Here is a 21,565-nt window from a genome sequence, read left to right as displayed (position 1 = left end):
AGGAGTGACGGGCTCGGAAGTCCGTTGAGAGGGGTGCGGGGAATGGACGCGATGCGGCTGATCGGTGTCACCCGGCATGCCCTGGCGAAGGCCGGGAGCGTGCACGACATCGTGGCCGAAGCCTGGCAGGTTCAAGCGCTGGCCGAAGCGGTCGGCGGATATTTCGTGGTGAGTGGCCCGGCGGCCGCGCGAGCGGAGGCGCGCGGTCTGTGCGAGGCGGGCGGGCGAGCGCGCGGCGCCCTGTTCCACCCGGCGCTGCACCACCCCACATTGCGCGGCGGCGGTTTACGGGCCGCCCAGCTCTCGGAGGTGCGCGATCCGAGGGAGGTGCTGCTGGCGCTGGGAGAGCTGCTGGCGGAGGCGGGCTTCGCGCTGGTCGGGGTCGCCTCCAATACCGAGGAGGAGGCGCTGTACTGGCAGTGCGTGGAGGCGATCGACGCGGCGGACGAGGCCCGGGACCGGGTGCACGGCATGCTCAGGCACCTCACCTTCCGCGAGTGGGGTGGGGAGTGGGGTGGTGCCGCGTGACGAGGCAGGATGGGTGCCATGGATCTTCGCATCTTCACCGAGCCCCAGCAGGGGGCGACCTACGACACGCTGCTCACCGTCGCCAAGGCCACCGAGGACCTCGGATTCGACGCCTTCTTCCGGTCCGACCACTACCTCCACATGGGAGACGTGGACGGCCTCCCCGGCCCCACCGACGCCTGGATCACCCTGGCCGGGCTGGCCCGCGAGACCCGGCGGATCCGGCTGGGCACCCTGATGACCGCCGCCACCTTCCGGCTGCCCGGTGTGCTGGCGATCCAGGTCGCGCAGGTCGACCAGATGTCGGGTGGACGAGTCGAGCTTGGCCTGGGCGCGGGCTGGTTCGAGGAGGAGCACCGGGCCTATGGGATCCCCTTCCCCAAGGAGAAGTTCGCCCGGCTGGAGGAGCAGCTGGCCATCGTCACCGGGCTGTGGCAGACCCCGGTCGGCGAGACCTTCGGCCATGACGGTGCCCACTACCAGCTGGTGGACTCCCCGGGGCTGCCCAAGCCCGCGCAGAGCAAGGTGCCGGTGCTGATCGGCGGCCAGGGGGCCACCCGCACCCCGCGGCTGGCCGCGCGGTACGCGGACGAGTTCAATATGCCGTTCGCCTCGCCCGAGGACAGCGAGCGCCAGTTCGGCCGGGTGCGGGAGGCGGCCGAGGCCGTCGGCCGCGAGGGCGACGACCTGGTGTACTCCACCGCGCTGGTGGCGTGCGTGGGCAAGGACGACGCCGAGGTCGCCCGGCGGGCCGCGGCGATCGGCCGGAAGGTCGAGGAGCTGAAGGAGAACGGCCTGGCGGGCTCCCCGGCCGAGGTCGTCGAGAAGATCGGCCGCTATGCGGAGGCGGGCGCCTCCCGGCTCTACCTCCAGATGCTGGACCTGAGCGACCTCGACCATCTGGAGCTGATTTCCTCGCAGGTCCAGGCCCAGCTGGGCTGAGCGCACCACCAGGAGCACCCGTGATGTCCGTAACCCCCACCTCCCTGGCCGCCGCGCTGGAGCGCGGGCCGCTCGTCCTCGACGGCGGTCTGTCCAACCAACTGGAGGCACAGGGCTGCGATCTCTCCGACGAGCTGTGGTCGGCCCGGCTGCTGGCCGACGACCCGGGGCAGCTCGAGGCGGCCCACACCGCCTACGCGCGGGCGGGCGCACGGGTGCTCATCACGGGCAGCTATCAGGCCACCTACGAGGGGTTCGCCCACCGGGGCGTGGGCCGCGAGGAGGCCACGGCGCTGCTGCGGCGCAGTGTCGAGCTGGCGCGCGCGGGGGCCGAGCGGGCGGCCGCCGGACGGACGGCCGCGGATGAGCGGGGCGCGGAGCCGGTGTGGGTCGCCGCCTCCGTCGGCCCTTACGGGGCGATGCTGGCGGACGGCAGCGAGTACCGCGGGCGGTACGGGCTGAGCGTGGCCGAGTTGGCGCGGTTCCACCGGCCGAGGATCGAGGCCCTGGCCGCGGCCGGTCCCGACGCGCTGGCGCTGGAGACGGTGCCGGACGCGGACGAGGCCGCGGCGATGCTGAGCGCCGTCGAGGGATGCGGGGTGCCGGTATGGCTCTCCTACAGCATCGCGGGAGAGACCACCCGGGCCGGACAGCCGCTGAGGGACGCGTTCGCCCTGGCCGCGGGGGTCGACCAGGTGATCGCGGTCGGCGTCAACTGCTGTGCGCCGGGTGACGCGGACCGGGCCGTGGAGATCGCGGCCGACATCACCGGCAAGCCGGTGGTGGTGTATCCGAACAGCGGAGAGGAGTGGGATGCCACGGCACGGAGCTGGCGCGGCCGGGCGACGTTCGACCCGGGGCGGGTGAAGGCATGGCGGGACGCGGGGGCGCGGCTCATCGGCGGCTGCTGCCGGGTGGGCGCGGAGCGGATCGCGGAGCTGGCGGCGGTGGTGAGGGGCGCTTAGGAGGTGTCCGGCGGGGCGGGACGCCTGCGGCGGGCTGCTTTCCCCTACCCGCCCCTTCCCGCAACTGGGGCTCCGCCCCCGACCCCGCAACTGGGGCTCCGCCCCTCCCCGCGGCATCGATGCGCGGCGCGGCGCGTGATGGGGCTCCGCCGCGTGGTGGGGCTCCGCCCCCGACTCGGAGCCAGGGGCGGGGCCCCTGGTACCGGGAAGGGGTGGGGAGGGGACAGATCCGCCGGGCACCCCGTAGGTGCCGAGCGGCTTCCCCGGTGAGAAACCATTAGGTGAGGGAGGACCGCCAGGCGATACTCGGACGGGTGTTCTTGACGATAACCACCACCGGCACCGCCGAGCGCCCCGCGACCGACCTCGGGTTTCTGCTGCACAAGCATCCCGACAAGGCGCAGCGGTTCTCGACCTCCTACGGCACCGCGCATGTCCTCTACCCCGAGGCGACCGCCGAACGCTGCACCGCGGCGCTGCTGTTGGAAGTGGACCCCGTGGCGCTGGTGCGACGGGGCCGCGGCAAGGGCCGGGGCGGCGCCCCCGACTCCGCGCTCGCCCAGTACGTCAACGACCGCCCGTACGCCGCCTCCTCCCTGCTGGCGGTCGCGCTGAGCGCGGTCTTCTCCAGCGCTCTGCGGGGCCAGTGCAAGGCCCGGCCCGAGCTGCCGGAGCGGGCGCTGCCGCTGCGGATCGAGGTGCCCGCGCTGCCAGCGCGCGGCGGTGCGGCCCTGGTCGAGCGGCTCTTCGCGCCGCTGGGCTGGGCGGTGACGGCCGAGCCGGTGGTGCTGGACGAGGAGTTCCCGGCATGGGGCGACTCGCGGTACGTACGGCTGGTGCTGGAGGGCGAGCCGCGGCTGGCCGACGCCCTGCGCCAGCTGTATGTGCTGCTGCCCGTGCTCGATGACGCCAAGCACTACTGGGTCGCCCCGGACGAGGTCGACAAGCTGCTCCGCTCCGGTGAGGGCTGGCTGGAGAGCCACCCCGAGCAGCGGCTGATCACCAACCGCTATCTGGCCCGGCGCTGGTCGCTGACGCGCAGCGCGCTGGAGCGGCTGGAGCTGGCGCGGCTCGCCGAGGCCGACGACACCGCCGTGGAGGAGATCGACAACGCCGTCGGCGAACCGGCGGCGGCCGGGCTGATGGAGGAGGACGAGAGCGAGGAGGGTTCCGAGGAGCGGCCGGTGCCACTGGCGGTCCGGCGGCGGGAGGCGATACTCCACGCCCTGCGCGGGGTCGGCGCGGCCCGGGTGCTCGATCTCGGCTGCGGCCAGGGCCAGTTGCTGGGCGCGTTGCTGAAGGAGGCGCGGTTCACCGAGATCGTGGGCGTCGATGTGTCGATGCGCGCGCTCAACGAGGCGGCGCGGAGGCTGCGGCTGGACCGCCCCGGCTTCGACACGGGCGCGGCCGAGCGGCAGTCGGCGCGGCTGAAGCTGACCCAGGGCGCGCTCACCTACACCGACTCCCGGCTCGCCGGATATGACGCGGCGGTGCTCAGCGAGGTGATCGAGCATGTGGATCCGCCCCGGCTGCCCGCCCTGGAGCAAGTGGTGTTCGGCGCCGCACGGCCCAAGGCCGTCGTGGTGACCACGCCCAACGTGGAGTACAACGTGCGCTGGGAGACGCTGCCCGCCGGGCGGATGCGCCACGGCGACCACCGCTTCGAGTGGACGCGCGAGGAGTTCCGGACCTGGGCGGGCGAGGTCGCCGAACGGCACGGCTACGCGGTGGAGTTCCACCCCGTCGGCCCCGAGGACCCCGAGGTCGGCCCGCCCACCCAGCTGGCGCTCTTCCGTATCGGCGGTGACCACACGACCGATACGGCCACGACGGCCACGACGGCCACGACGGCCACGACGAAGGAGGCAGCAGCATGACCGAGGAGAAGCGCACCATCGGCGTGCCCGACCTGTCCCTCGTGGTGCTCGTCGGCACCACCGGCTCCGGCAAGTCCACCTTCGCCCGGCGCCACTTCCCGCCCACCCAGATCGTCTCCTCCGACGTCTGCCGCGGCCTGGTCGCCGACGACGAGAACGACCAGAGCGCCACCCCCGACGCCTTCGACGTGCTCCACTACATCGCGGGCAAGCGGCTGGCCGCCGGACGGCTGACCGTCGTCGACGCCACCAACGTCCGCAGCGAGTCCCGCCGCAGCCTGATCAATCTCGCGCGCGAGCACGACGTCCTGCCCGTCGCGATCGTCCTCGACGTCCCCGAGGGCGAGTGCGCCCGGCGCAACGCCCGGCGTCCCGACCGCGCCGGAATGCCCGACCATGTCATCCCCCGCCAGCGCCGTGAGCTGCGCCGCTCGCTGAAGTCCCTGGAGCGCGAGGGGTTCCGCAAGGTGCATGTCCTGCGCGGCGCCGAGGAGGTCGAGGCCGTGGAGGTCGCGACCGAGCGCCGCTACAACGATCTGCGCCATCTCACCGGCCCGTTCGACATCATCGGCGACATCCACGGCTGCCGCTCCGAGCTGGAGACGCTGCTGGGCAAGCTGGGCTACGCCCTGCGCCGCGACGACCTCGGCCGCCCGGTCGACGCCGCCCACCCCGAGGGCCGTACGGCGGTCTTCGTCGGCGACCTCGTCGACCGCGGCCCCGACAGCCCCGGAGTGCTGCGCCTGGTGATGGGCATGGTCGCCTCCGGCGCGGCCCTGTGCGTGCCCGGCAACCACGAGAACAAGCTCGCCCGCTACCTCAAGGGCCGCAAGGTCCGGGTCACCCATGGCCTCGCCGAGACCGTGGAGCAGCTGGACCGGGAGCACCGTGCGGACCCGGCCTTCGTCGACCGGGTGCGGGACTTCATCGAGTCGCTGGTCAGCCACTACGTACTGGACGGCGGGGCGCTGGTGGTGTGCCACGCCGGGCTGCCCGAGAAGTACCACGGCCGCACCTCCGGCCGGGTCCGCTCGCACGCGCTGTACGGGGAGACGACGGGGGAGACCGATGAGTTCGGCCTGCCCGTTCGCTATCCGTGGGCCGAGGACTACCGCGGCCGCGCCGCCGTCGTCTACGGCCACACCCCCACCCCTCGCGCCTCCTGGCTCAACAACACCATCTGCCTGGACACCGGATGTGTCTTCGGCGGCCGGATGACCGGGCTGCGCTGGCCGGAGCGCGAACTGGTGGACGTTCCGGCCGAGCGGGTCTGGTACGAACCGGTCAAACCGCTCACCACCGAGGCCCCCGGAGGCGCCGACGGGCGCCCGCTCGACCTGGGCGATGTGCGGGGCCGCCGGATCGTCGAGACCCGCCACATGGGCCGGATCGCGGTCAAGGAGGAGAACGCGGCGGCGGCGCTGGAGGTCATGAGCCGTTTCGCGGTCGACCCCCGGCTGCTCGGCTATCTCCCGCCCACCATGGCGCCGACCGCCACCTCCAGGGAGGGCACCGGCGGCGGAGCCGCCGACGGCGGCTTCCTCGAGCACCCCGCGGAGGCGTTCGCCGCCTACCGCGCGGACGGGGTGCGCCAGGTGATCTGTGAGGAGAAGCACATGGGCTCGCGTGCGGTGGCGCTGGTGTGCCGTGACGCGGACATCGCGCGGGAGCGCTTCGGCACGCCGGACGGCGTCTCCGGCGCGATCCACACCCGTACCGGACGGCCGTTCTTCGACGACGCCCAGCTCACGGAGACCGTGCTGCGCGGGCTGGGCGACTGTCTCGACCGCGCCGGGCTGTGGCAGGAGCTGGACACCGACTGGCTGCTGCTGGACGCCGAGTTGATGCCGTGGTCGCTCAAGGCGGAGGGGCTGCTGCGCCACCAGTACGCGGCGGTGGGCGCCGCCTCGCGCGCCGTCTTCCCCGGCGTCCTCGCGGCGTTGGAGGGCGCGGAGGCGCGCGGTGTCGAGGTATCCGCGCTGCTCGCCAAGCAGCGTGACCGGGCGTCGGACGCGGCCGCGTTCACCGACGCCTATCGGCGCTACTGCTGGCCGGTCGACGGGTTGGACGGCATCCGGATGGCGCCGTTCCAGATCCTGGCCGTCCAGGGCCGCAACCTCGCCACCGCGCTTCCGCACGATCAGCAGCTCGCCCTGATCGACCGGATGATCGAGGCGGAGAAGCCGGCCGCCGACGGCGCCCGGCTGCTGACCCCCACCCGTCGGCTGGTCGTCGACACCGAGGACGAGGCGTCGGTCGCCGAAGGGGTCCGGTGGTGGCTGGACCTGACGGCCGCGGGCGGCGAGGGCATGGTGGTCAAGCCGCTCCAGGGCTTCGTCCGCAAGGGCGACGGCCGGCTGGTCCAGCCGGGCGTGAAGTGCCGGGGCCGCGAGTATCTGCGCATCATCTACGGCCCGGAGTACACCCGCCCGGAGAACCTCGCCCGGCTGCGGGAGCGCCACCTGGGCCACAAGCGCTCACTCGCCCTGCGCGAGTACGCGCTCGGCCTGGAGGCCCTGGACCGGCTTGCGGAGGGCGAGCCCCTGTGGCGCGTCCACGAGGCGGTCTTCGCGGTGCTCGCACTGGAGTCGGAGCCGGTGGACCCACGGTTGTAGCCGGCCTCGCGGGCGGCGACGGTGCGCACTACGCCGTGGGGTTCATGCCCGGCCTGGTGCTCACCGGGCTCGGGGCGGGGCTCTACCAGCCGGTGATGTTCGCGGCCGCCGGACTGCTTCCGGCCCGTCAGCTCTCCCTCGGCTCGGGGGTGCTGATGATGTCCCGGCAGGGCGGCTCGGCCCTGGGCGTCGCGGCGCTGGTCGTGATCACCGGTGGCGTCGCACGGCCGGGTCTTGACGCGCTGCGCGCCGGGTGGGTCTGCACGGCCGTGACCGCCGCATTCGCGGCCGTCGCGGGCGCGGCCTTGCGCACACGCGTTCGTACCGAGAACGGGGAGATGGGTGCCGACCCCGGTGAGAGCCGTGGATCCGGCACGGACCCGATACGGCACCATTGACGTGCCCGTGCCACCTGCCTAGCGTGCTGAGCGGTCCCTGGATTCTCCGCAGGCAATGACGACGACGAGCTGAGCGGGGAGGGCGGATGAGCCTCTTCGAGGACGGACGGCCCTTCCTGCACGCGCTCCCCGCCGAGGACCGCCGCGCGCTGCTCGCCCTCGGCACCCCCCGCGCCTACGCCCCCGGCGAGGTCGTGCTGCGCGAGCACGACCGTACGACCTTCGTCGTGGCGATCACCTTCGGCTGGGCCACCGTCTCGGTGGAGACCGAGCGCGGGGTGCGGCTGATCCTGGCGCTGCGCGGGGCGGGCGAGGTCGTGGGCGACCAGGCCGCGGTGGACCACGGCTCGCGCAGCGCCACCGTCACCGCGCTCGGCCGGATGGAGGCGGTGGCGGTCTCCGGCGACCGGTTCCGGGCGTATCTGGCCGCGCGTCCCGTCGCGACCGTACTGATCATGCGTCAGTTCAGCTCCCGGCTGCGCAGCTCCGACGGGGAGCGGCGGTCACTCGCCTCCGAGAAGGTGCTGCAGCGGCTGGCGGCCCGGCTCGTCGAACTCGCCGAGCGCACCGGCCTCTCCGGCGCCGACGGCACCATCACCATCGATCTCCAGATGCCCCAGCACGACATCGCGGCCGCCGTGGGCTCGACCCGGGAGGCCGTCGCCAAGGCGCTGCGGCTGCTGCGCGGCCAGGGCGTGGTCCGGACCGCCTCGCGCCGGTTCGAGGTGATGGACATCGGACTGCTGCGGCTGCTGGCCGAGGGCCGTGCGACGGGGGAGCAGATCCCGGCGCGCCCCCGCGATTGAGCGAGCAACCGCGACTGAGCCGTCTCCGCGATTGAGCGCGTCTCCGCGATTGAGCGCGTCCCCGCGATTGAGCTCGCGTCCGCGATTGAGCGAGCAACCGCGATTGAGCGCGGGCGCGCGCTCCCCCGCGTTTTGACGCGACTGTGTAAACGGCTACAGCCGTCCCGCCGTCCCCCGGCGACCCTGGAGTTGGCACAGGGCGCGGGACCGTGAGCGACGGGGGTGCGCACGGCCCGGCCGCTGTCCGGTGACGGTCTGCCGGACAAGGCCCGAGCGCCCCGCACCGGAGAAGGGCGGCGGGGTGGGCAGGGGGACGAGCCCCGCCGCCCGCTTCCGGCATTGACCGGCACCCCGTCACCACCACATCGCGAGACGGGGGCCACGGCATGAAGGACGGCGGGCGATGAGCGCACCGGAAGACCTGAGCACACCGGAAGAGGCGAGCGCCCCGGCACAGTCGCGGGGACGACGGCTGGACATCCCCCAGGGCGACCCGCTGGACGGGGCGGGCCAGCCGGGCGGCGCCCGTGCGGCGCGCGAGGCCCGCGCCCATCTGCACATCGCCTACGGCCCCGCCCGGCTGTGCGCCGATCCGGCACCGTACCCCCTGCCCGAAGGCCCGGTGCCGCGCGAGGAGCTGGCCCGGCTGCGCCGGCTCCACCGGGCCGCCCCCGGGCACGCCGCGATGCGCGACCATCTGCGCCGTACCCACCTGGTGGCGCTGTGCGGCGAACCCGGCACCGGCCGCGTCTGGACCGGGCTCGCCCTCCTCGCCGAGCTGGCCGAACTGACCGGCGGCGGGGTCTCCCGGCTCGGATACGCCGGCCCGGACGGGGCGTCCGGCGTGGCGAAGGGCGTGGAGAAGATCGAGCGAGGCCACGGCTATCTCCTCGAACTCCCCGCCGGCCAGGCCGAATCCACGGCCGAATCCACGTGCGAATCCATGGCCGAGCCCCTGCTGGACCGGCTGCGCGCCCACTTCGCCGAACACGAGGCGTTCTGCGTGGTGCTGGTCGCGGGCGGTCCGGTCGCCGACCGGCTGCTGCGCGGCCGCCGCCACGCCATGGCGTACCGTCCCCCGGCCGCCGCCGACGTCCTCGACCGCCATCTCACCGAACTGCTCGCCGACCGCCCCGCCGGACTGCTGGAGACGGCCCGCGCCACCGCCCGGCGCCCCGAGCTGACCGAGGCGCTCGGCCTGGACGAGCCACGGCCCGGCGAGGCCGCCCGGCTGGCCGGGCATCTGGCCGCGCACGCCGAGGGCAGGCTGTCCGACGAGCGACTGCTGGAGCACTGCCGGTCGTTCGCCCCGCACCAGGCCCGGGAGTGGTTCCTGGAGGCCGGGCACCCCGGCACCCTGCCCGCCGCGCTGCCCGCGCTGCGCGCCGCCGCGCTGCGGATCGCGCTCGCCGTATTCGACGGCTCCGCGCACAGTGTCACGGCGGAGGCCGCCGAGCTGCTGGCCTGGGAACTGGCCGTCACGCTCGATCCGCAGTACGCGCCCGGCCGCCCGCTGTTCTCCGCCCGCCCCGGGGCCTGCCTCGCCACGGCGCGCGCGGTCCACGGCGAGGGGGTGGAGGACCTCGGGGACGCCTCGGTGCCCGTGCGCGCGGTGTGGTTCGAGGGGCGGCGGCTGGCGCCCGCCGTACTCCACGAGTCCTGGGACGCCCACCACAACCTCCGCGGCCCGATGGCCCGTTGGCTGCGCGGGCTGTGCGACGACCCGCGCCCCCAGGTGTGGGTGCGCGCGGCGGTCGCGGCGGGCGTGCTGTGCGCCCGCGACTACCTCTACGGCCTGGTCGAGCTGGCGCTGCCGCTGGCCCGCACCGACAGCCCGGTGCGGCGGATGGCCGCGGCCACCGCGCTCGCCGAGGCATCCCGCGCCCCGGATGTGCGCCCCGCCGTGAACGGGCTGCTGCACGCATGGGCGCGCGGCGACGACGAGGGGGAGCGCGAGACCGCCGCGCTCGCCCACGGCTACGGGCTGGCGGCGGGCTCGGTCGCGGCGTCCCTGGAGGAACTCGGCCGGCTCGCCCGCGCCGACAACGGCCGCACCACCTCCCACAGCGTGGTGCGGCTGCTGGCCGGAGCCGAGCCGGAGACCGTACTGGTCGCGCTCACCCACTGGCTGCGCGACACCCGGCGGGCCCGCCGGGACCTGGCGCTGCTCGCGACGTTGCGCGCGGTCACCACCCGCACCTCGCATCTGTGGGGGCTGGGCGAGGTGCCCGAGCTGGAGCCGTACGCCGCCTGGCCGCTGGCCACGGCGCTGCTCGCGGCCCATCCGGAGTACGGGCCACGGCTGGCCGAGCTGCTCCGGGCCGCGCTGACCTGGGCCAGATCGGCCGGGGCGGCCGAGGACGCGCTGGTCGGCTGGATCCGGCGGGCGGCGGGGGACGAGCGGCAGCTGGCCGTGTTGTGCGACTTCCTGCCCCGGCTGGCGCAGGACGGCGACGAGCCGCTCGACGCCGGGGCGGCCACGCGGATACGGGAGGTGCTGGAGGCACTGTGAGGAGAACGTCGATGGTGAAAGAGACAGATGACCCGACGGGCACGGAGACCACGAACGAGACCACAAACGAGGCCACCCACGACCACGCCCACGAGAGGCCGGCGAGCGCGGGGGCGCGCCGGATCTCGGTCACCGGGGCGCGGGCGCTGCGCGAGGCGCTGCGCCACGGCGGGGACGCCCTGTCCGCGGCGCTGCGGGAGGCCGACGACGGCCTGCTGCTGAGCGCGCTCGACGAGGGGCTGCCCGCCGAGCGGGCCACCCGCGTCGTGGTCGAGCTGGTGCGCCGCGCGCCCGAGCGCGGCCCGGAGCTGGCGGACGCGGTCTGCGAGAAGGTGCTGCTCGCCCAGCTCTATCTCGACCCGCCGCACCGCGCCCCGGGCGGCGCGGGCGGCCCGGCCCCGGACCCCGACCGCAGGCTGCGGGTGCGCAACGCGCTGATGCTGTACGAGGGGCTGGTCCGCCCGTACGCGCGGCGCGGCGCCGTGCCGGAGCTGATGGCCTGCGTCCTGCCCGGCCTGTGGACGGCCGGGGACGGCGCGGGCCGCGAGGTGGTGCGCCGGATCGTCGGCACCCGGCAGAGCACCGGGTTCGGCGAGAAGGGCTGGAAGGCGCTGTTCGGTGGCGTGGCCGAGGAATCCCGGGAGCACCGGGAGGCGGCGGCCCGCGCCGCCCGGCGCACGGCGCGGCGGCGTTGGCGGCGCGGGGGCGCCGACGACGGCAGCCGGATCGATCTGAAGCCCGGCCAGCTGTGGGTCTCCGCCCTGCTGGGGTTCATCGCGGTGGCGCTGGTGCTGATCGTGGTGCTCGCGGCCGGCTGACCGCCCGACGTAGACCGGCCCCCGCCGACGCGGACCCGGACCCCGCCCTCTGCCGGGGCCGACGCGGGTCCCGCCCTCTGCCGGGGCCGGCCGGCGGGCCGCGACGGCGCTTCCCGTCCGGCGCGCGTGTTCCCGCCGCCCGGCGCACCGGGCTGTCGGCGGTCTCCCGCTCTCGCGGGGGAACCATGGTGGGCGACCGGAAGACGCCTGCTTCCCGCCCGCGGCGGGCCGCGTGCGCCTCCCGCGCGGCGCGCGCATCCTCGCCGCCCGGCTCACCGGACCCCTGGCAGCTTCCCGCCCCGGGGCGGGGCCAACGGGGACCGACCGGCACCCGCTCACCGCCCGTGGCGGACCACGGTGGCGGTTCCCGCGCGGCGCGCGCGTTTCCCCACCACTCCGCCGGTGGCGGCTCGCGCGGGAGATCGAGAGTTCCGTGGCGCGGAGCGTTCACAATGGGCCGTGAGCGGCGAAGATGGGGTCATGGGATTCCATGTCGACTCCGAGGCCGGGCGGCTGCGCCGCGTCATACTGCACCGCCCCGACCTGGAGCTCAAGCGGCTCACACCCACCAACAAGGACGCCCTGCTCTTCGACGACGTCCTGTGGGTGCGCCGTGCCCGCCAGGAGCACGACGGCTTCGCCGATGTGCTGCGGGACCGCGGGGTCGAGGTGCATCTCTTCGGGGACCTGCTCACCGAGAGCCTGACCCTGCCGGACGCGCGGGCGCTGGTGCTGGACCGGGTCTTCGACGAGAAGGAGTACGGGCCGCTGGCCACCGATCATCTGCGTGCCGCCTTCGACGAGCTGACCGCTCCGGAGCTGACCGAGGCGCTGATCGGCGGCATGACCAAGCGGGAGTATCTGCAGCGGTACCCGGAGCCGATCTCCGTCCGCTTCCACGCCATGGAACCCGATGACTTCCTGGTCAATCCGCTGCCGAACCACCTCTTCACCCGGGACGCCTCGGCGTGGGTGTACGACGGGGTGTCGATCAACGCGATGCGCTGGCCCGCCCGCTGGCACGAGACGGTGCACTACGAGGCCGTCTACCGCCATCACCCGCTCTTCGCGAAGGAGGACTTCCACGTCTGGTCGGAGGGCCAGGCCGCGTACCCCTCCACCATCGAGGGCGGCGATGTGCTGGTGCTCGGCAAGGGCGCGGTGCTGATCGGGATGAGCGAGCGGACCACCCCGCAGGCGGTGGAGATGATCGCCCACCGGCTCTTCGAGGCCGGTTCGGCCCGGACGATCGTGGCGCTCGACATGCCCAAGGGGCGGGCCTTCATGCACCTGGACACCGTGATGACCATGGTGGACGGGGACACCTTCACCCAGTACGCGGGGCTGGGGATGCTCCGCTCGTACACCATCGAGCCGGGCGCGGGCAGCCAGGAACTCAAGGTCACCGACCATCCGCCGGAGCATATGCACCGCGCGATAGCCGCGGCCCTCGGCCTGGACTCCATCCGCGTGCTCACCGCGACCCAGGATGTCCACGCCGCCGAGCGCGAGCAGTGGGACGACGGCTGCAACGTGCTCGCGGTCGAGCCGGGCGTGGTGGTCGCCTACGAGCGGAACGCGACGACCAACACCTATCTGCGCAAGTGCGGGATCGAGGTCATCGACATCCCGGGCAGCGAGCTGGGCAGGGGCCGGGGCGGGCCGCGGTGCATGAGCTGCCCGGTCGAGCGGGACCCGGTGGAGCCGTAGGGCCGCCGAAGTTTCGCCTCGAGTCGTAGGGCCGAAGTTTCGCCTTGAGCCGCAGGGCCAGCATTCACCCTCAAGTCGTGGGGCCAGGGTTCACCTTCGGGCCGTAGGGTCGGGATTCACCTACCCGTCTCCGCATATATGCAGAGCGTCGTATATGCTTCCATGGTTCCGGGCCGCGGCACCCCGCCGTAGCCGCTGATCCGCCACGTGTTCGCCGTGACCTAGGAGCCACCCTTATGGCGATTGACCTCACCGGCCGCCACTTCCTCAAGGAGCTGGACTTCACCGCCGACGAGTTCCGCCGCCTGATCGAGCTCGCCGCCGAGCTGAAGGCGGCCAAGCGCGCGGGCACCGAGGAGCGACGGCTGCGGGGCAAGAACATCGCCCTGGTCTTCGAGAAGACCTCCACCCGTACCCGCTGCGCCTTCGAGGTCGCGGCCGCCGACCAGGGCGCCTCCACGACCTATCTCGATCCGGTCGGCTCGCAGATCGGTCACAAGGAGTCGGTCAAGGACACGGCGCGGGTGCTCGGCCGGATGTACGACGCGATCGAGTACCGGGGCCACGGCCAGGGCGTCGTCGAGGAGCTCGCCGCCCACGCCGGGGTGCCCGTCTACAACGGCCTCACCGACGAGTGGCACCCCACCCAGATGCTCGCCGATGTGCTGACCATGACCGAGCACAGCGACAAGCCGCTGGATCAGGTCGCCTACGCCTACCTCGGTGACGCCCGGTACAACATGGGCAACTCCTACCTCGTCACCGGCGCCCTGCTGGGCATGGACGTCCGCATCGTGGCGCCCAGTCTGCTGTGGCCCGACAACACCATCGTGGAGCTGGCGCGACAGCTCGCCACCGCCTCCGGCGCCCGGATCTCGCTCACCGAGAACGTCGAGGAGGGCGTGCGCGGCGCGGACTTCGTCGCCACCGATGTGTGGGTGTCCATGGGCGAGCCCAAGGAGGTCTGGGACGAGCGGATAGCGCTGCTCGGGCCGTACGCGGTGACGATGGATGTACTGCGCGCCACGGGCAACGACGCCGTGAAGTTCCTGCACTGCCTGCCGGCCTTCCACGACCTGGGCACCGACGTCGGCCGGGAGATCCACGAGCGGCACGGACTGACCGAGCTCGAGGTCACCGACGAGGTCTTCGAGTCCGAGCACTCCGTCGTCTTCGACGAGGCGGAGAACCGGATGCACACGATCAAGGCGGTGCTGGTCGCGACGCTCGGCGCCCGGTAGCGCTCGACGGCGGCCCTCGGCCGCCGGTGGGCGGCGCTCAGTCCTCCGTGGGCGGGAGGACGAACCAGACGGCCTTGCCGTAGGGGGTCGGCCGGTAGCCCGCGTCGGCGCTGAGGGTCCGGATCAGCAGCAGACCGCGTCCGCCCTCGGCGAGGCCTTCGGGTCTCCTGGGCCCCTCGGGGCGCCCCAGCGAGTCCAGCCCGCCGGGCGGATTCGGGTCCTGGTCGTGCACCTCGACCTGCCAGCCCCCGGTCGGCACCAGCTCCACCACCAGCTCTATCGGCTCGTCGCCGGTCGTGTGCCGCACCGCGTTGGCCACCAGCTCGGCCGTCAGCAGCTCCGCCGTGTCGCCGTCCACGGGCGCCCCGATGTCGGCCAGGGTGTTCCGGATCAGCGCACGCGCCAGCGGTACGGCGGCCGTCGTGTGCGGCAGGGCGAAGCGCCAGGTGGCGGCGTGGGAGGGATCGGGCACGGAAGGCGTCCAGTCGGTCGGCGTGAAGCGGAGTAGCGCAGCCCTTGACGGTATGAAGCGGACGATAGTTCCGGAAGGGGCTGTGGGCCACACTTGGCGGGACCTAGGGACTGAAAGGCGCATTCACGCCATACGAGGCAAATGGGCGGCGTAGGTAGTCCGGCGAGAGGCTCCGCACGCGGCGCGTGACGGCTTCAGCGGCGGCTTCGGTGAGGGCTTCCGCGACGGCTCAAGTGAGGGTTCCAGGGACGGCTCCAGCGAGGGCTTCAGGCGCGCGCCGCCCACGCCCGTTCGGTGAGCCCGAGCAGCCGCTCGACCGTGGCGGCGTCCGGCAGCGGGCCGTGATCCCCGGTCACCCTGAGCGCGGACCCGGCCGTGATGTGGCCGAGTCGCAGCGCCGAGGTCAGCGCCCCGCCGCGCAGCAGCCCGGCCAGGAAACCGGCGGCGAAGGCGTCCCCGGCGCCGACCGGCTCCACCACCTCCGCGCGCGGGGCCGGCACCGTGACCTCCGGCCCGTCGCCGAAGGCGGTCGCCGCCCGCCCGCCGTCCTTGACGACGAGCAGACGCGGACGCGGCAGCAGCTCGCGTACGCCGCCCGCGTCGAGGTCCGCGCCCCACAGGTGCTGTGCCTCGTCGAGGCCGACGAAGACGATGTCGGCGCGGTCGGCCAGGGCGCGCAGGACCGTGGCGGCCGTGCCGTCCGGCCACAGCGCGGGGCGGTGGTTGACGTCGAAGCTGATGGCGTGGGTCCGGTCGGCCGGAGGGGTCGCGAGCGCCCGTTCCACCAGGGCGCCGCAGGACGGGGAGAGCGCGGGTGTCACGCCCGTGAGGTGCACGAGCGCCGCCGACCCGAGTCGTGGATCGTCCAGGAGCTCGGGTCCCAGCGCCGAGGCCGCCGACCCGCGCCGGTAGTAGTGGACGCGGGTGCCCGTGGGGCCGGGGTCCTTCACCAGCAGGCCGGTCGGCCGGTGCGGGTCGGACCGTACGCCCGAGACGTCGACGTTCGCGGCGGCGACGGCGGTACGCACCCGTCGGCCGAACGGGTCGTCGCCGAGGGCCGATAGCCAGACGGCGGACACGCCCAGGTCAGCGAGGTACATCGCCACGTTGGACTCCGCGCCCGCCACGGACAGCCGCAGGCTCTCGCCGGTGTCCAGGGACGCGGGCGGTTCGGGGGCGAGCGCGGCCATCGTCTCGCCGACGCAGACCACGGTGCCGTCGGCGGGAGGCCAGGACGCGGCGGTCGGCGATGCCTCGCCGCCGGCGACCGGCCGCCCGGCGCCCGCCCGCGACACGGCCCCCCGTGCCGCCCCACCGCCACCGCACACCGCACCCGGCGGGGCCGGACGCGCCGTCTCATCGCCAGACGTTGACGTGACCGCATGCGCTGCTTCGTCGCCACCGGTCACCGTATTCGGCGCGGCCGGACGTGCCGCTCCATCGCCAGACCGTGACACGGCCGCCCGCGCCATCTCACCGTCACCGGCCACCGCGCTCGGCGCGGGTGGGCGCGCTCGGCCGGCGCCCGCGGCATGCGGCCCGTTCATACCGGGCCCCCGATCGGCCCGGCCGCCGGGCGGTACTCCGCCGCCGGTGGCCCCGGCACTGCCACCCGGACCGAGAACAGGGCGCCGTCGTACGGGCCCGGTGCCGTGAGGCCCACCGTGGCCGTCGTGATGTGCAGTACGTCGCCCTGGAGACACACCCCGGCGGGCTGGCTCGCGGGCAGCCGCACGGTGCGTTCCAGCGTGCCGTCCGGCAGGTGACGGCGTACCGTCCCCGTCCCCCAGACGGCCATCCACACCGCGCCCTCGTCGTCGACGGCCATCCCGTCCGGGCTGCCGTCGTCGACCGTGAGATACGTGGTCGGCGAGCCGAGCGTGCCATCCGCCGGGTCGACCGGGTAACGGCGGACGAGACCGCGGGCGCTGTCGGCCAGATACATGGCGCGTCCGTCGGCGGTGAACGCGGGCCCGTTCGGAACGGTGATGTCCGCCAGCACCCGCACCACCGTGCCGTCGTGGTCCACCCGGTAGAGGGAGCCCGCGTCCTCGTCGGCGTCGTAGGCCATGCTGCCCGCCCAGAACCTGCCGGACGGGTCGGCGGTTCCGTCGTTCATGCGCCGGGCGGGGCGACCGTCCGCCTCGGGCCGCGCCAGCCAGGTGGTGGCGGAGCCGGGGCCGAGCAGGCAGATTCCGGTGCCCGCGGCGGCGATCCAGGTGCCGGGCCGGGCCGCCACGGGCGCCACCGCGCCCAGCGGGACGGGCAGCTCGGCCAGCGTCTCCAGGGGCGCGGTGGGCTCCTGGGGGGCCGTCAGCAGACGGCCTTCCAGGATGTCGACGAGTACCAGCGCCTCGCCGGTCCAGCGGATGCCCTCGCCCAGGCCGAGCCGGTCGGGGCGGGTGGGGTGGATGGGGCGGATGGGGCGCGGGTCCTCGATCACGGGGTGGCCTCCCGGACCGCGGTGCGGAAGGCGCGGGCGCGGGCGCGCAGGGCGTCCGCGCTGCCGCCGTCGGCGGCGTCGCCGACGAGGGGCGAGCCGATGCCGACCGCGGTCGCCCCGGCGGCGAGGTAGGCGCGGGCCGCGGCCTCGTCGACGCCGCCGACCGGTACGAACACCTCGTGCGGGAAGGGCCCCCGCAGCGCCTTGAGATAGCCGGGTCCGCCCGCCTGGGCGGCCGGGAAGATCTTCAGCCCCTCGGCGCCGAGCGCGCGTGCCGCGATGACCTCGGTCGGCGTCATGACCCCGGCCAGCACCGGGAGGCCCAGTTCGCGCGCGGTGGACATCCCCTCGCCCAGACCGGGGGTGACGGCGAAGTCGGCGCCCGCCCGGTGGACGGCGCGGGCGTCGTCGGCGGTGAGCACGGTGCCCGCGCCGAGCGGACGGCCGGGGCCGAGGGCCTCGCGGGCCCGCTCGATGACGGTCAGGGCGTCCTCGCCGGTCAGCGACACCTCGATCAGTTCGATGCCTTCATCGGCCAGGGTCAGTACGGTGCGCAGCGCGGCCTCGGGGTCGCTGCCGCGCACGATGGCGACCAGCCGATGGGCGGCCAGGGCGGCTCGCAGGTCCACGGACGGAACTCCTCATGGCGTGGGGCGGGTTCAGGGGCAGTGGCAGGTCGCGGTGAGCGTGAGCCGCCAGCGGACCTCGCCCGAGGCGGGGACCAGCGCGGCGTCGCCGGGACCCGCGTCGGCGAGGTCGAAGGCGCGGCCGAGCATCGGCTCGACCCCTGTGCTGCGGTACGGGTGCTCGGCGGGGAAGCCGCCGAGGTTGCGCCACACGGCGACGGACAGCGGCTGTCCGTCGGCCTCGAGCGCGAGGGCCAGGCACCGCGCGCCGTCGTGGACGCATGCGCGCGGGGTGTCCACGACCGCGCCGACCGCGGTGCCGTCGTCCGGTCCGAACCGGTCGAGGGCCGGGCCCAGCGGCGCGGGCCAGTCGCCTTCCACCCACGGCGCCCCGGCCGGCCAGGGCCGGTCCAGCAGCGGCGCGGCCTCCGGGAAGAGCCGGGCGCTCGCCCCCTCGCGCAGCCGCAGGGTCGCGCGCGGGGTCAGGTCGAGCAGGGCGTGGGCGGCCCAGATGAAGCGGAAGCCCGGATCGGCGCGGAGGACGTAGTCGGCCTCGGCGCCGTCGGCCGTACCGCGGATCGCGCGCGTCAGCGCGAACCGGTCGCAGCGCACGGTGTCCGCGTCCCCCTCGCGCCGCCACGGGCGCGACCAGGCGTCGCCGTGGTCGGGGGTGCCGCGGACGGTGGGGACGCACTCCTCCAGGCCGCCCGCGTCCACGAAGGCGTCCCCGGGCGACACCCGCTCCCGCTCCGGCGCCGGGCGGTGCCACAGCCATTCGTGTCCGTCCGCGCGGAGCGAGGTCCAGCGGCCGCCGTGCGCCGGGTCGGTGACGATCTCCAGCACGCCGTCACCACTCCGCGAAGGAGCCGTCGGGGTGCCTCCAGACCGGGTTGCGCCAGGCGTGCCCGGTGCGGTCGGCCGCGCGTACGGCCGCCTCGTCGATGGTGATGCCGAGGCCGGGGGCGTCGCCGCGCGGGGCGTGACCGGCCACGAATCGGAACGGCTCGGGGTCGACGAGGTAGGACAGCAGGTCGGCGTCCTTGTTGTAGTGGATGCCGCGGCTCTGCTCCTGGATCAGGAAGTTCGGCGTCGCGAACGCGACCTGGAGGCTGGCCGCCAGCGCGATGGGGCCGAGCGGGCAGTGCGGGGCGAGCTGGGCGCCGTAGGTCTCGGCCAGCGAGGCGATGCGGTGCACCTCGGAGATGCCGCCCGCGTGGGACAGGTCGGGCTGTGCGACGGCGATGCCCGCGGCGAGGACCGGCAGGAACTCCGTACGCCCGTACAGCCGTTCACCGGTGGCGAGGGGCACCGGGCTCGCGGCGACCAGGCCGGGGAGCAGATGGCCGTGCTCGGGGACGACGGGCTCCTCCACGAACAGCGGGTGGAAGGCGGCCAGTTCGGGCAGGACGCGGCGGGCCGCGGCGGCGGTGAAACGGCCGTGGAAGTCGACGGCCACGTCGCGGTCCGGGCCGAGCGCCTCCCGGGCGGCGGCCACACGGTCCACGACCGCGGCGGTCTCGGCCGCGGTGGGCATCGGGGAGGTCGCCCCGGCGCCGTTCATCTTCACCGCCGTGAAGCCCGCCTCGACCTGCGCGGCTATCTGCTCGGACAGCTCGGCGGGCTCGTCGCCGCCGACCCAGGCGTACACCCGGACGCGGTCGCGCACCGGGCCGCCCAGCAGGGCGTGCACGGGGGCGCCGTAGGTCTTGCCCGCGATGTCCCACAGGGCCTGGTCGAGACCGGCGACGGCGCTGGACAGCACGGGTCCGCCGCGGTAGAAGCCGCCCTTGGTGAGCACCTGCCAGTGGTCCTGGATGCGCAGCGGATCCTGGCCGATCAGATAGCCGGCCAGGACGTCGACGGCCGCGCGGACCACCTCGGCGCGCCCCTCGACGACGGGCTCGCCCCAGCCGACCACGCCGTCGTCGGTCTCGACGCGGCAGAACAGCCAGCGCGGCGGCACGAGGAAGGTCTCGATACGGGTGATCTTCACTGGCGGGTGGGCCTTTCCGTGTCGTCGGAGGAGTCGCCGATGCCGGGGGAGTCGCCGATGTCGGGGGAGCCGCCGATCTCGGGGGAGCCGCCGATCCGGTCCAGGTCGCGACCGGCCTGGTCGAGCAGGGCCCGCATGGCGGCCTCGGCGGCCCGCGGGTCCCGGTCGCGTACGGCGTCCAGGACGGCCCGGTGGGCGGGGACCGGATCCTCGCTGTGCGGGGAGCTGTGCACGATGCGATCGCGGTAGGCGAGGCCCGACTCGATCACCATCTCCATGCGTTCGAGCAGCTCGTTGTGGGTGGCGGCGAGCAGCGCGCGGTGGAAGGCGAGGTCGGCCTCCACCGCGTGGGCGGCGTCGGAGCCGTCCTGCCCCATCGCGTCCACGGCGGCGTCCAGGGCGGCGAGGTCGGCGTCGGTGCGCCGCTCGGCGGCCAGCCGTACGGCCGCGGGTTCGATGATGCCGCGCACCTCGGCGAGGTTGCGCAGCAGCGCGCTGTCGGCGTCGGTGGTGCGGTCGCTCTCGAACTGCCAGCGCAGGACGTCGGCGTCGAGCAGGTTCCAGTCCGAGCGGCTCCGTACGAAGGTGCCGCGCTTCTGACGGGCGTCGACCATCCCCTTGGCGGCCAGGACCTTCAGCGACTCGCGCAGGGCGGTGAGGCTGACATCCAGTTCGCTCTGCAGGGCGACCAGGTCCAGGGTGGATCCCTCGGGGAGGTCGCCGCTCAGGACGCGGCGGGCGAGGGCCTCCACGGTCTGGCCGTGCACGCCGCGGCGGGCGTAGGGCGTCATGTCGTACTGCCTTTCTGGTGCGAGCTGATCGCGGTGGTCATGCGGAGGACTTGACGACGCTCCAGCCGCCGTCCACGAGAAGACTCGCACCGGTGATGTACGAGGACTCATGGGAGCCGAGGAAGGCGATGGCCGCGGCCACCTCCTCGGGGGTGCCGAACCGCCCGGCCGCGGTTTCGGCGACGCTGCGCGCGCGGTCCTCGGGGGAGACCCGGTCCCAGGCCGCCGTCAGGATCGGGCCGGGCAGCACCGCGTTGACCCGCACCTCGGGTCCGTACTCGACGGCGAGCTGCCCGCACAGGGACAGCAGCGCCCCCTTGGAGGCCGCGTAGGCGGGATGGCCGGGGATGCCCTTGTGGGCGTGGACGGACGAGGTCAGGACGACGGCCCCGCGGCGGGCGCGCAGATCGTCCAGGACGGCCCGGAAGCCGAGGAAGGCGCCGGTGAGGTTGACGGCGAGCTGCCGCTGCCAGGAATCCAGGGACGTTTCATGGGCGGGGGTGACGTCGACGGTGTAGGCGTTGCTGACCAGCACGTCGACGGGCCCGAAGCCGCGGGCGGCGGCCGCGATCCGCCGCCAGCCCTCCTCCGTGGAGACGTCGGCGGTCACGAAGCGGGCGCGGCCGCCGCCCTCGCCGATCCGCTCGGCGACCGCCGTGCCGCGCTCCTCGGCGATGTCGGCGAGCACGACGGCGGCGCCCTCCTGGGCGAGGCGTTCGGCGGTGGCGGCGCCGATGCCGGAGGCGGCTCCGGTGACCACGGCCGTGCGGTCGGTGAAGCGGTCACCGTGGCGGCGGGGCTGTTCCATCGGGGGTCGGGCTCCTTCGC

The 21,565-nt window shown here is 74.4% G+C and carries 19 protein-coding genes; 11 read left to right on the top strand and 8 right to left on the bottom strand.

The genetic code is table 11. The features are described from left to right. The first annotated feature begins 42 nt into the window (after window positions 1-42). The 11 genes from LIV37_RS14725 (at window position 43) to argF (ending at window position 14,412) form a co-directional block, all read left to right on the top strand. Window positions 43-528, top strand: a complete 486-nt coding sequence (locus LIV37_RS14725; RefSeq protein ID WP_020867923.1) for a DUF6099 family protein — start codon at window positions 43-45, stop codon at window positions 526-528. 18 nt (window positions 529-546) lie between these two features. Then, window positions 547-1,470, top strand: coding sequence for an LLM class F420-dependent oxidoreductase (locus LIV37_RS14720; protein WP_020867922.1), 924 nt, complete (start codon window positions 547-549; stop codon window positions 1,468-1,470). A 23-nt stretch (window positions 1,471-1,493) separates the two neighbouring features. After that, complete coding sequence (gene mmuM, locus LIV37_RS14715; RefSeq protein WP_020867921.1) at window positions 1,494-2,435, top strand: homocysteine S-methyltransferase; 942 nt, start codon at window positions 1,494-1,496, stop codon at window positions 2,433-2,435. Between the two features lie 314 nt (window positions 2,436-2,749). Next, window positions 2,750-4,312 (top strand): 3' terminal RNA ribose 2'-O-methyltransferase Hen1, encoded by a 1,563-nt coding sequence (locus tag LIV37_RS14710; protein WP_121825466.1) that lies wholly within the window; start codon window positions 2,750-2,752, stop codon window positions 4,310-4,312. Next, window positions 4,309-6,927: a polynucleotide kinase-phosphatase gene (locus tag LIV37_RS14705; RefSeq protein WP_020867919.1), complete on the top strand. Its 2,619-nt coding sequence runs from the start codon at window positions 4,309-4,311 to the stop codon at window positions 6,925-6,927. Before LIV37_RS14710 ends, LIV37_RS14705 begins: the two co-directional genes overlap by 4 nt. A gap of 35 nt (window positions 6,928-6,962) precedes the next feature. Further along, window positions 6,963-7,325 carry a hypothetical protein gene (locus tag LIV37_RS14700; RefSeq protein ID WP_020867918.1) on the top strand — a complete coding sequence of 121 codons (363 nt, stop codon included), beginning with the start codon at window positions 6,963-6,965 and terminating at the stop codon, window positions 7,323-7,325. A gap of 86 nt (window positions 7,326-7,411) precedes the next feature. Further along, complete coding sequence (locus LIV37_RS14695; protein WP_020867917.1) at window positions 7,412-8,131, top strand: Crp/Fnr family transcriptional regulator; 720 nt, start codon at window positions 7,412-7,414, stop codon at window positions 8,129-8,131. Window positions 8,132-8,534: 403 nt separating this feature from the next. Continuing rightward, window positions 8,535-10,643: a hypothetical protein gene (locus LIV37_RS14690; protein WP_020867916.1), complete on the top strand. Its 2,109-nt coding sequence runs from the start codon at window positions 8,535-8,537 to the stop codon at window positions 10,641-10,643. Window positions 10,644-10,654: 11 nt separating this feature from the next. Next, window positions 10,655-11,461 (top strand): hypothetical protein, encoded by an 807-nt coding sequence (locus LIV37_RS14685; RefSeq protein ID WP_121825467.1) that lies wholly within the window; start codon window positions 10,655-10,657, stop codon window positions 11,459-11,461. Between the two features lie 480 nt (window positions 11,462-11,941). Continuing rightward, complete coding sequence (locus LIV37_RS14680; RefSeq protein WP_020867914.1) at window positions 11,942-13,171, top strand: arginine deiminase; 1,230 nt, start codon at window positions 11,942-11,944, stop codon at window positions 13,169-13,171. 236 nt (window positions 13,172-13,407) lie between these two features. Then, window positions 13,408-14,412, top strand: a complete 1,005-nt coding sequence (gene argF, locus LIV37_RS14675; RefSeq protein ID WP_020867913.1) for an ornithine carbamoyltransferase — start codon at window positions 13,408-13,410, stop codon at window positions 14,410-14,412. 37 nt (window positions 14,413-14,449) lie between these two features. On the opposite strand, the gene LIV37_RS14670 is transcribed toward argF, so the two are convergent. From LIV37_RS14670 to LIV37_RS14635, 8 genes are all read right to left on the bottom strand, one after another. After that, window positions 14,450-14,884 (bottom strand): ATP-binding protein, encoded by a 435-nt coding sequence (locus LIV37_RS14670; RefSeq protein ID WP_020867912.1) that lies wholly within the window; start codon window positions 14,882-14,884, stop codon window positions 14,450-14,452. A gap of 266 nt (window positions 14,885-15,150) precedes the next feature. Then, complete coding sequence (locus tag LIV37_RS14665; protein WP_020867911.1) at window positions 15,151-16,179, bottom strand: sugar kinase; 1,029 nt, start codon at window positions 16,177-16,179, stop codon at window positions 15,151-15,153. Between the two features lie 248 nt (window positions 16,180-16,427). Next, window positions 16,428-17,327 carry an SMP-30/gluconolactonase/LRE family protein gene (locus LIV37_RS14660; RefSeq protein ID WP_020867910.1) on the bottom strand — a complete coding sequence of 300 codons (900 nt, stop codon included), beginning with the start codon at window positions 17,325-17,327 and terminating at the stop codon, window positions 16,428-16,430. Next, the gene (locus LIV37_RS14655; RefSeq protein WP_020867909.1) at window positions 17,324-17,956 is read right to left on the bottom strand and encodes a bifunctional 4-hydroxy-2-oxoglutarate aldolase/2-dehydro-3-deoxy-phosphogluconate aldolase; all 633 of its coding nucleotides are present in this window, start codon (window positions 17,954-17,956) and stop codon (window positions 17,324-17,326) included. Before LIV37_RS14655 ends, LIV37_RS14660 begins: the two co-directional genes overlap by 4 nt. A gap of 30 nt (window positions 17,957-17,986) precedes the next feature. Beyond that, entirely contained in the window at window positions 17,987-18,796 is an 810-nt protein-coding gene (locus tag LIV37_RS14650) for a hypothetical protein (protein ID WP_020867908.1), read from the bottom strand. A 4-nt stretch (window positions 18,797-18,800) separates the two neighbouring features. Continuing rightward, entirely contained in the window at window positions 18,801-19,946 is a 1,146-nt protein-coding gene (dgoD, locus tag LIV37_RS14645) for a galactonate dehydratase (RefSeq protein WP_020867907.1), read from the bottom strand. Continuing rightward, window positions 19,943-20,737, bottom strand: a complete 795-nt coding sequence (locus LIV37_RS14640) for a FadR/GntR family transcriptional regulator (protein WP_020867906.1) — start codon at window positions 20,735-20,737, stop codon at window positions 19,943-19,945. The genes dgoD and LIV37_RS14640 overlap by 4 nt, the downstream gene beginning before the upstream one ends. Before the next feature lie 37 nt (window positions 20,738-20,774). Next, window positions 20,775-21,545 (bottom strand): SDR family NAD(P)-dependent oxidoreductase, encoded by a 771-nt coding sequence (locus LIV37_RS14635; protein WP_020867905.1) that lies wholly within the window; start codon window positions 21,543-21,545, stop codon window positions 20,775-20,777. Window positions 21,546-21,565: the final 20 nt, after the last annotated feature.

The organism is Streptomyces rapamycinicus NRRL 5491 (assembly GCF_024298965.1).
GTDB lineage: Bacteria > Actinomycetota > Actinomycetes > Streptomycetales > Streptomycetaceae > Streptomyces > Streptomyces rapamycinicus.
Note: the sequence above shows the minus strand (reverse complement) of the source record. Positions and strands in the feature narration are given on the sequence as shown.

What these genes read in the sequence shown, in the direction of transcription:
- argF (WP_020867913.1), top strand. Translation starts at nt 13,408, where the DNA reads ATGGCGATTGACCTCACCGGCCGCCACTTCCTCAAGGAGCTGGACTTC.
- LIV37_RS14640 (WP_020867906.1), bottom strand. Translation starts at nt 20,737, where the DNA reads ATGACGCCCTACGCCCGCCGCGGCGTGCACGGCCAGACCGTGGAGGCC.
- LIV37_RS14705 (WP_020867919.1), top strand. Translation starts at nt 4,309, where the DNA reads ATGACCGAGGAGAAGCGCACCATCGGCGTGCCCGACCTGTCCCTCGTG.
- LIV37_RS14695 (WP_020867917.1), top strand. Translation starts at nt 7,412, where the DNA reads ATGAGCCTCTTCGAGGACGGACGGCCCTTCCTGCACGCGCTCCCCGCC.
- LIV37_RS14720 (WP_020867922.1), top strand. Translation starts at nt 547, where the DNA reads ATGGATCTTCGCATCTTCACCGAGCCCCAGCAGGGGGCGACCTACGAC.
- LIV37_RS14635 (WP_020867905.1), bottom strand. Translation starts at nt 21,545, where the DNA reads ATGGAACAGCCCCGCCGCCACGGTGACCGCTTCACCGACCGCACGGCC.
- LIV37_RS14690 (WP_020867916.1), top strand. Translation starts at nt 8,535, where the DNA reads ATGAGCGCACCGGAAGACCTGAGCACACCGGAAGAGGCGAGCGCCCCG.
- LIV37_RS14725 (WP_020867923.1), top strand. Translation starts at nt 43, where the DNA reads ATGGACGCGATGCGGCTGATCGGTGTCACCCGGCATGCCCTGGCGAAG.
- mmuM (WP_020867921.1), top strand. Translation starts at nt 1,494, where the DNA reads ATGTCCGTAACCCCCACCTCCCTGGCCGCCGCGCTGGAGCGCGGGCCG.
- LIV37_RS14685 (WP_121825467.1), top strand. Translation starts at nt 10,655, where the DNA reads ATGGTGAAAGAGACAGATGACCCGACGGGCACGGAGACCACGAACGAG.
- LIV37_RS14680 (WP_020867914.1), top strand. Translation starts at nt 11,942, where the DNA reads ATGGGATTCCATGTCGACTCCGAGGCCGGGCGGCTGCGCCGCGTCATA.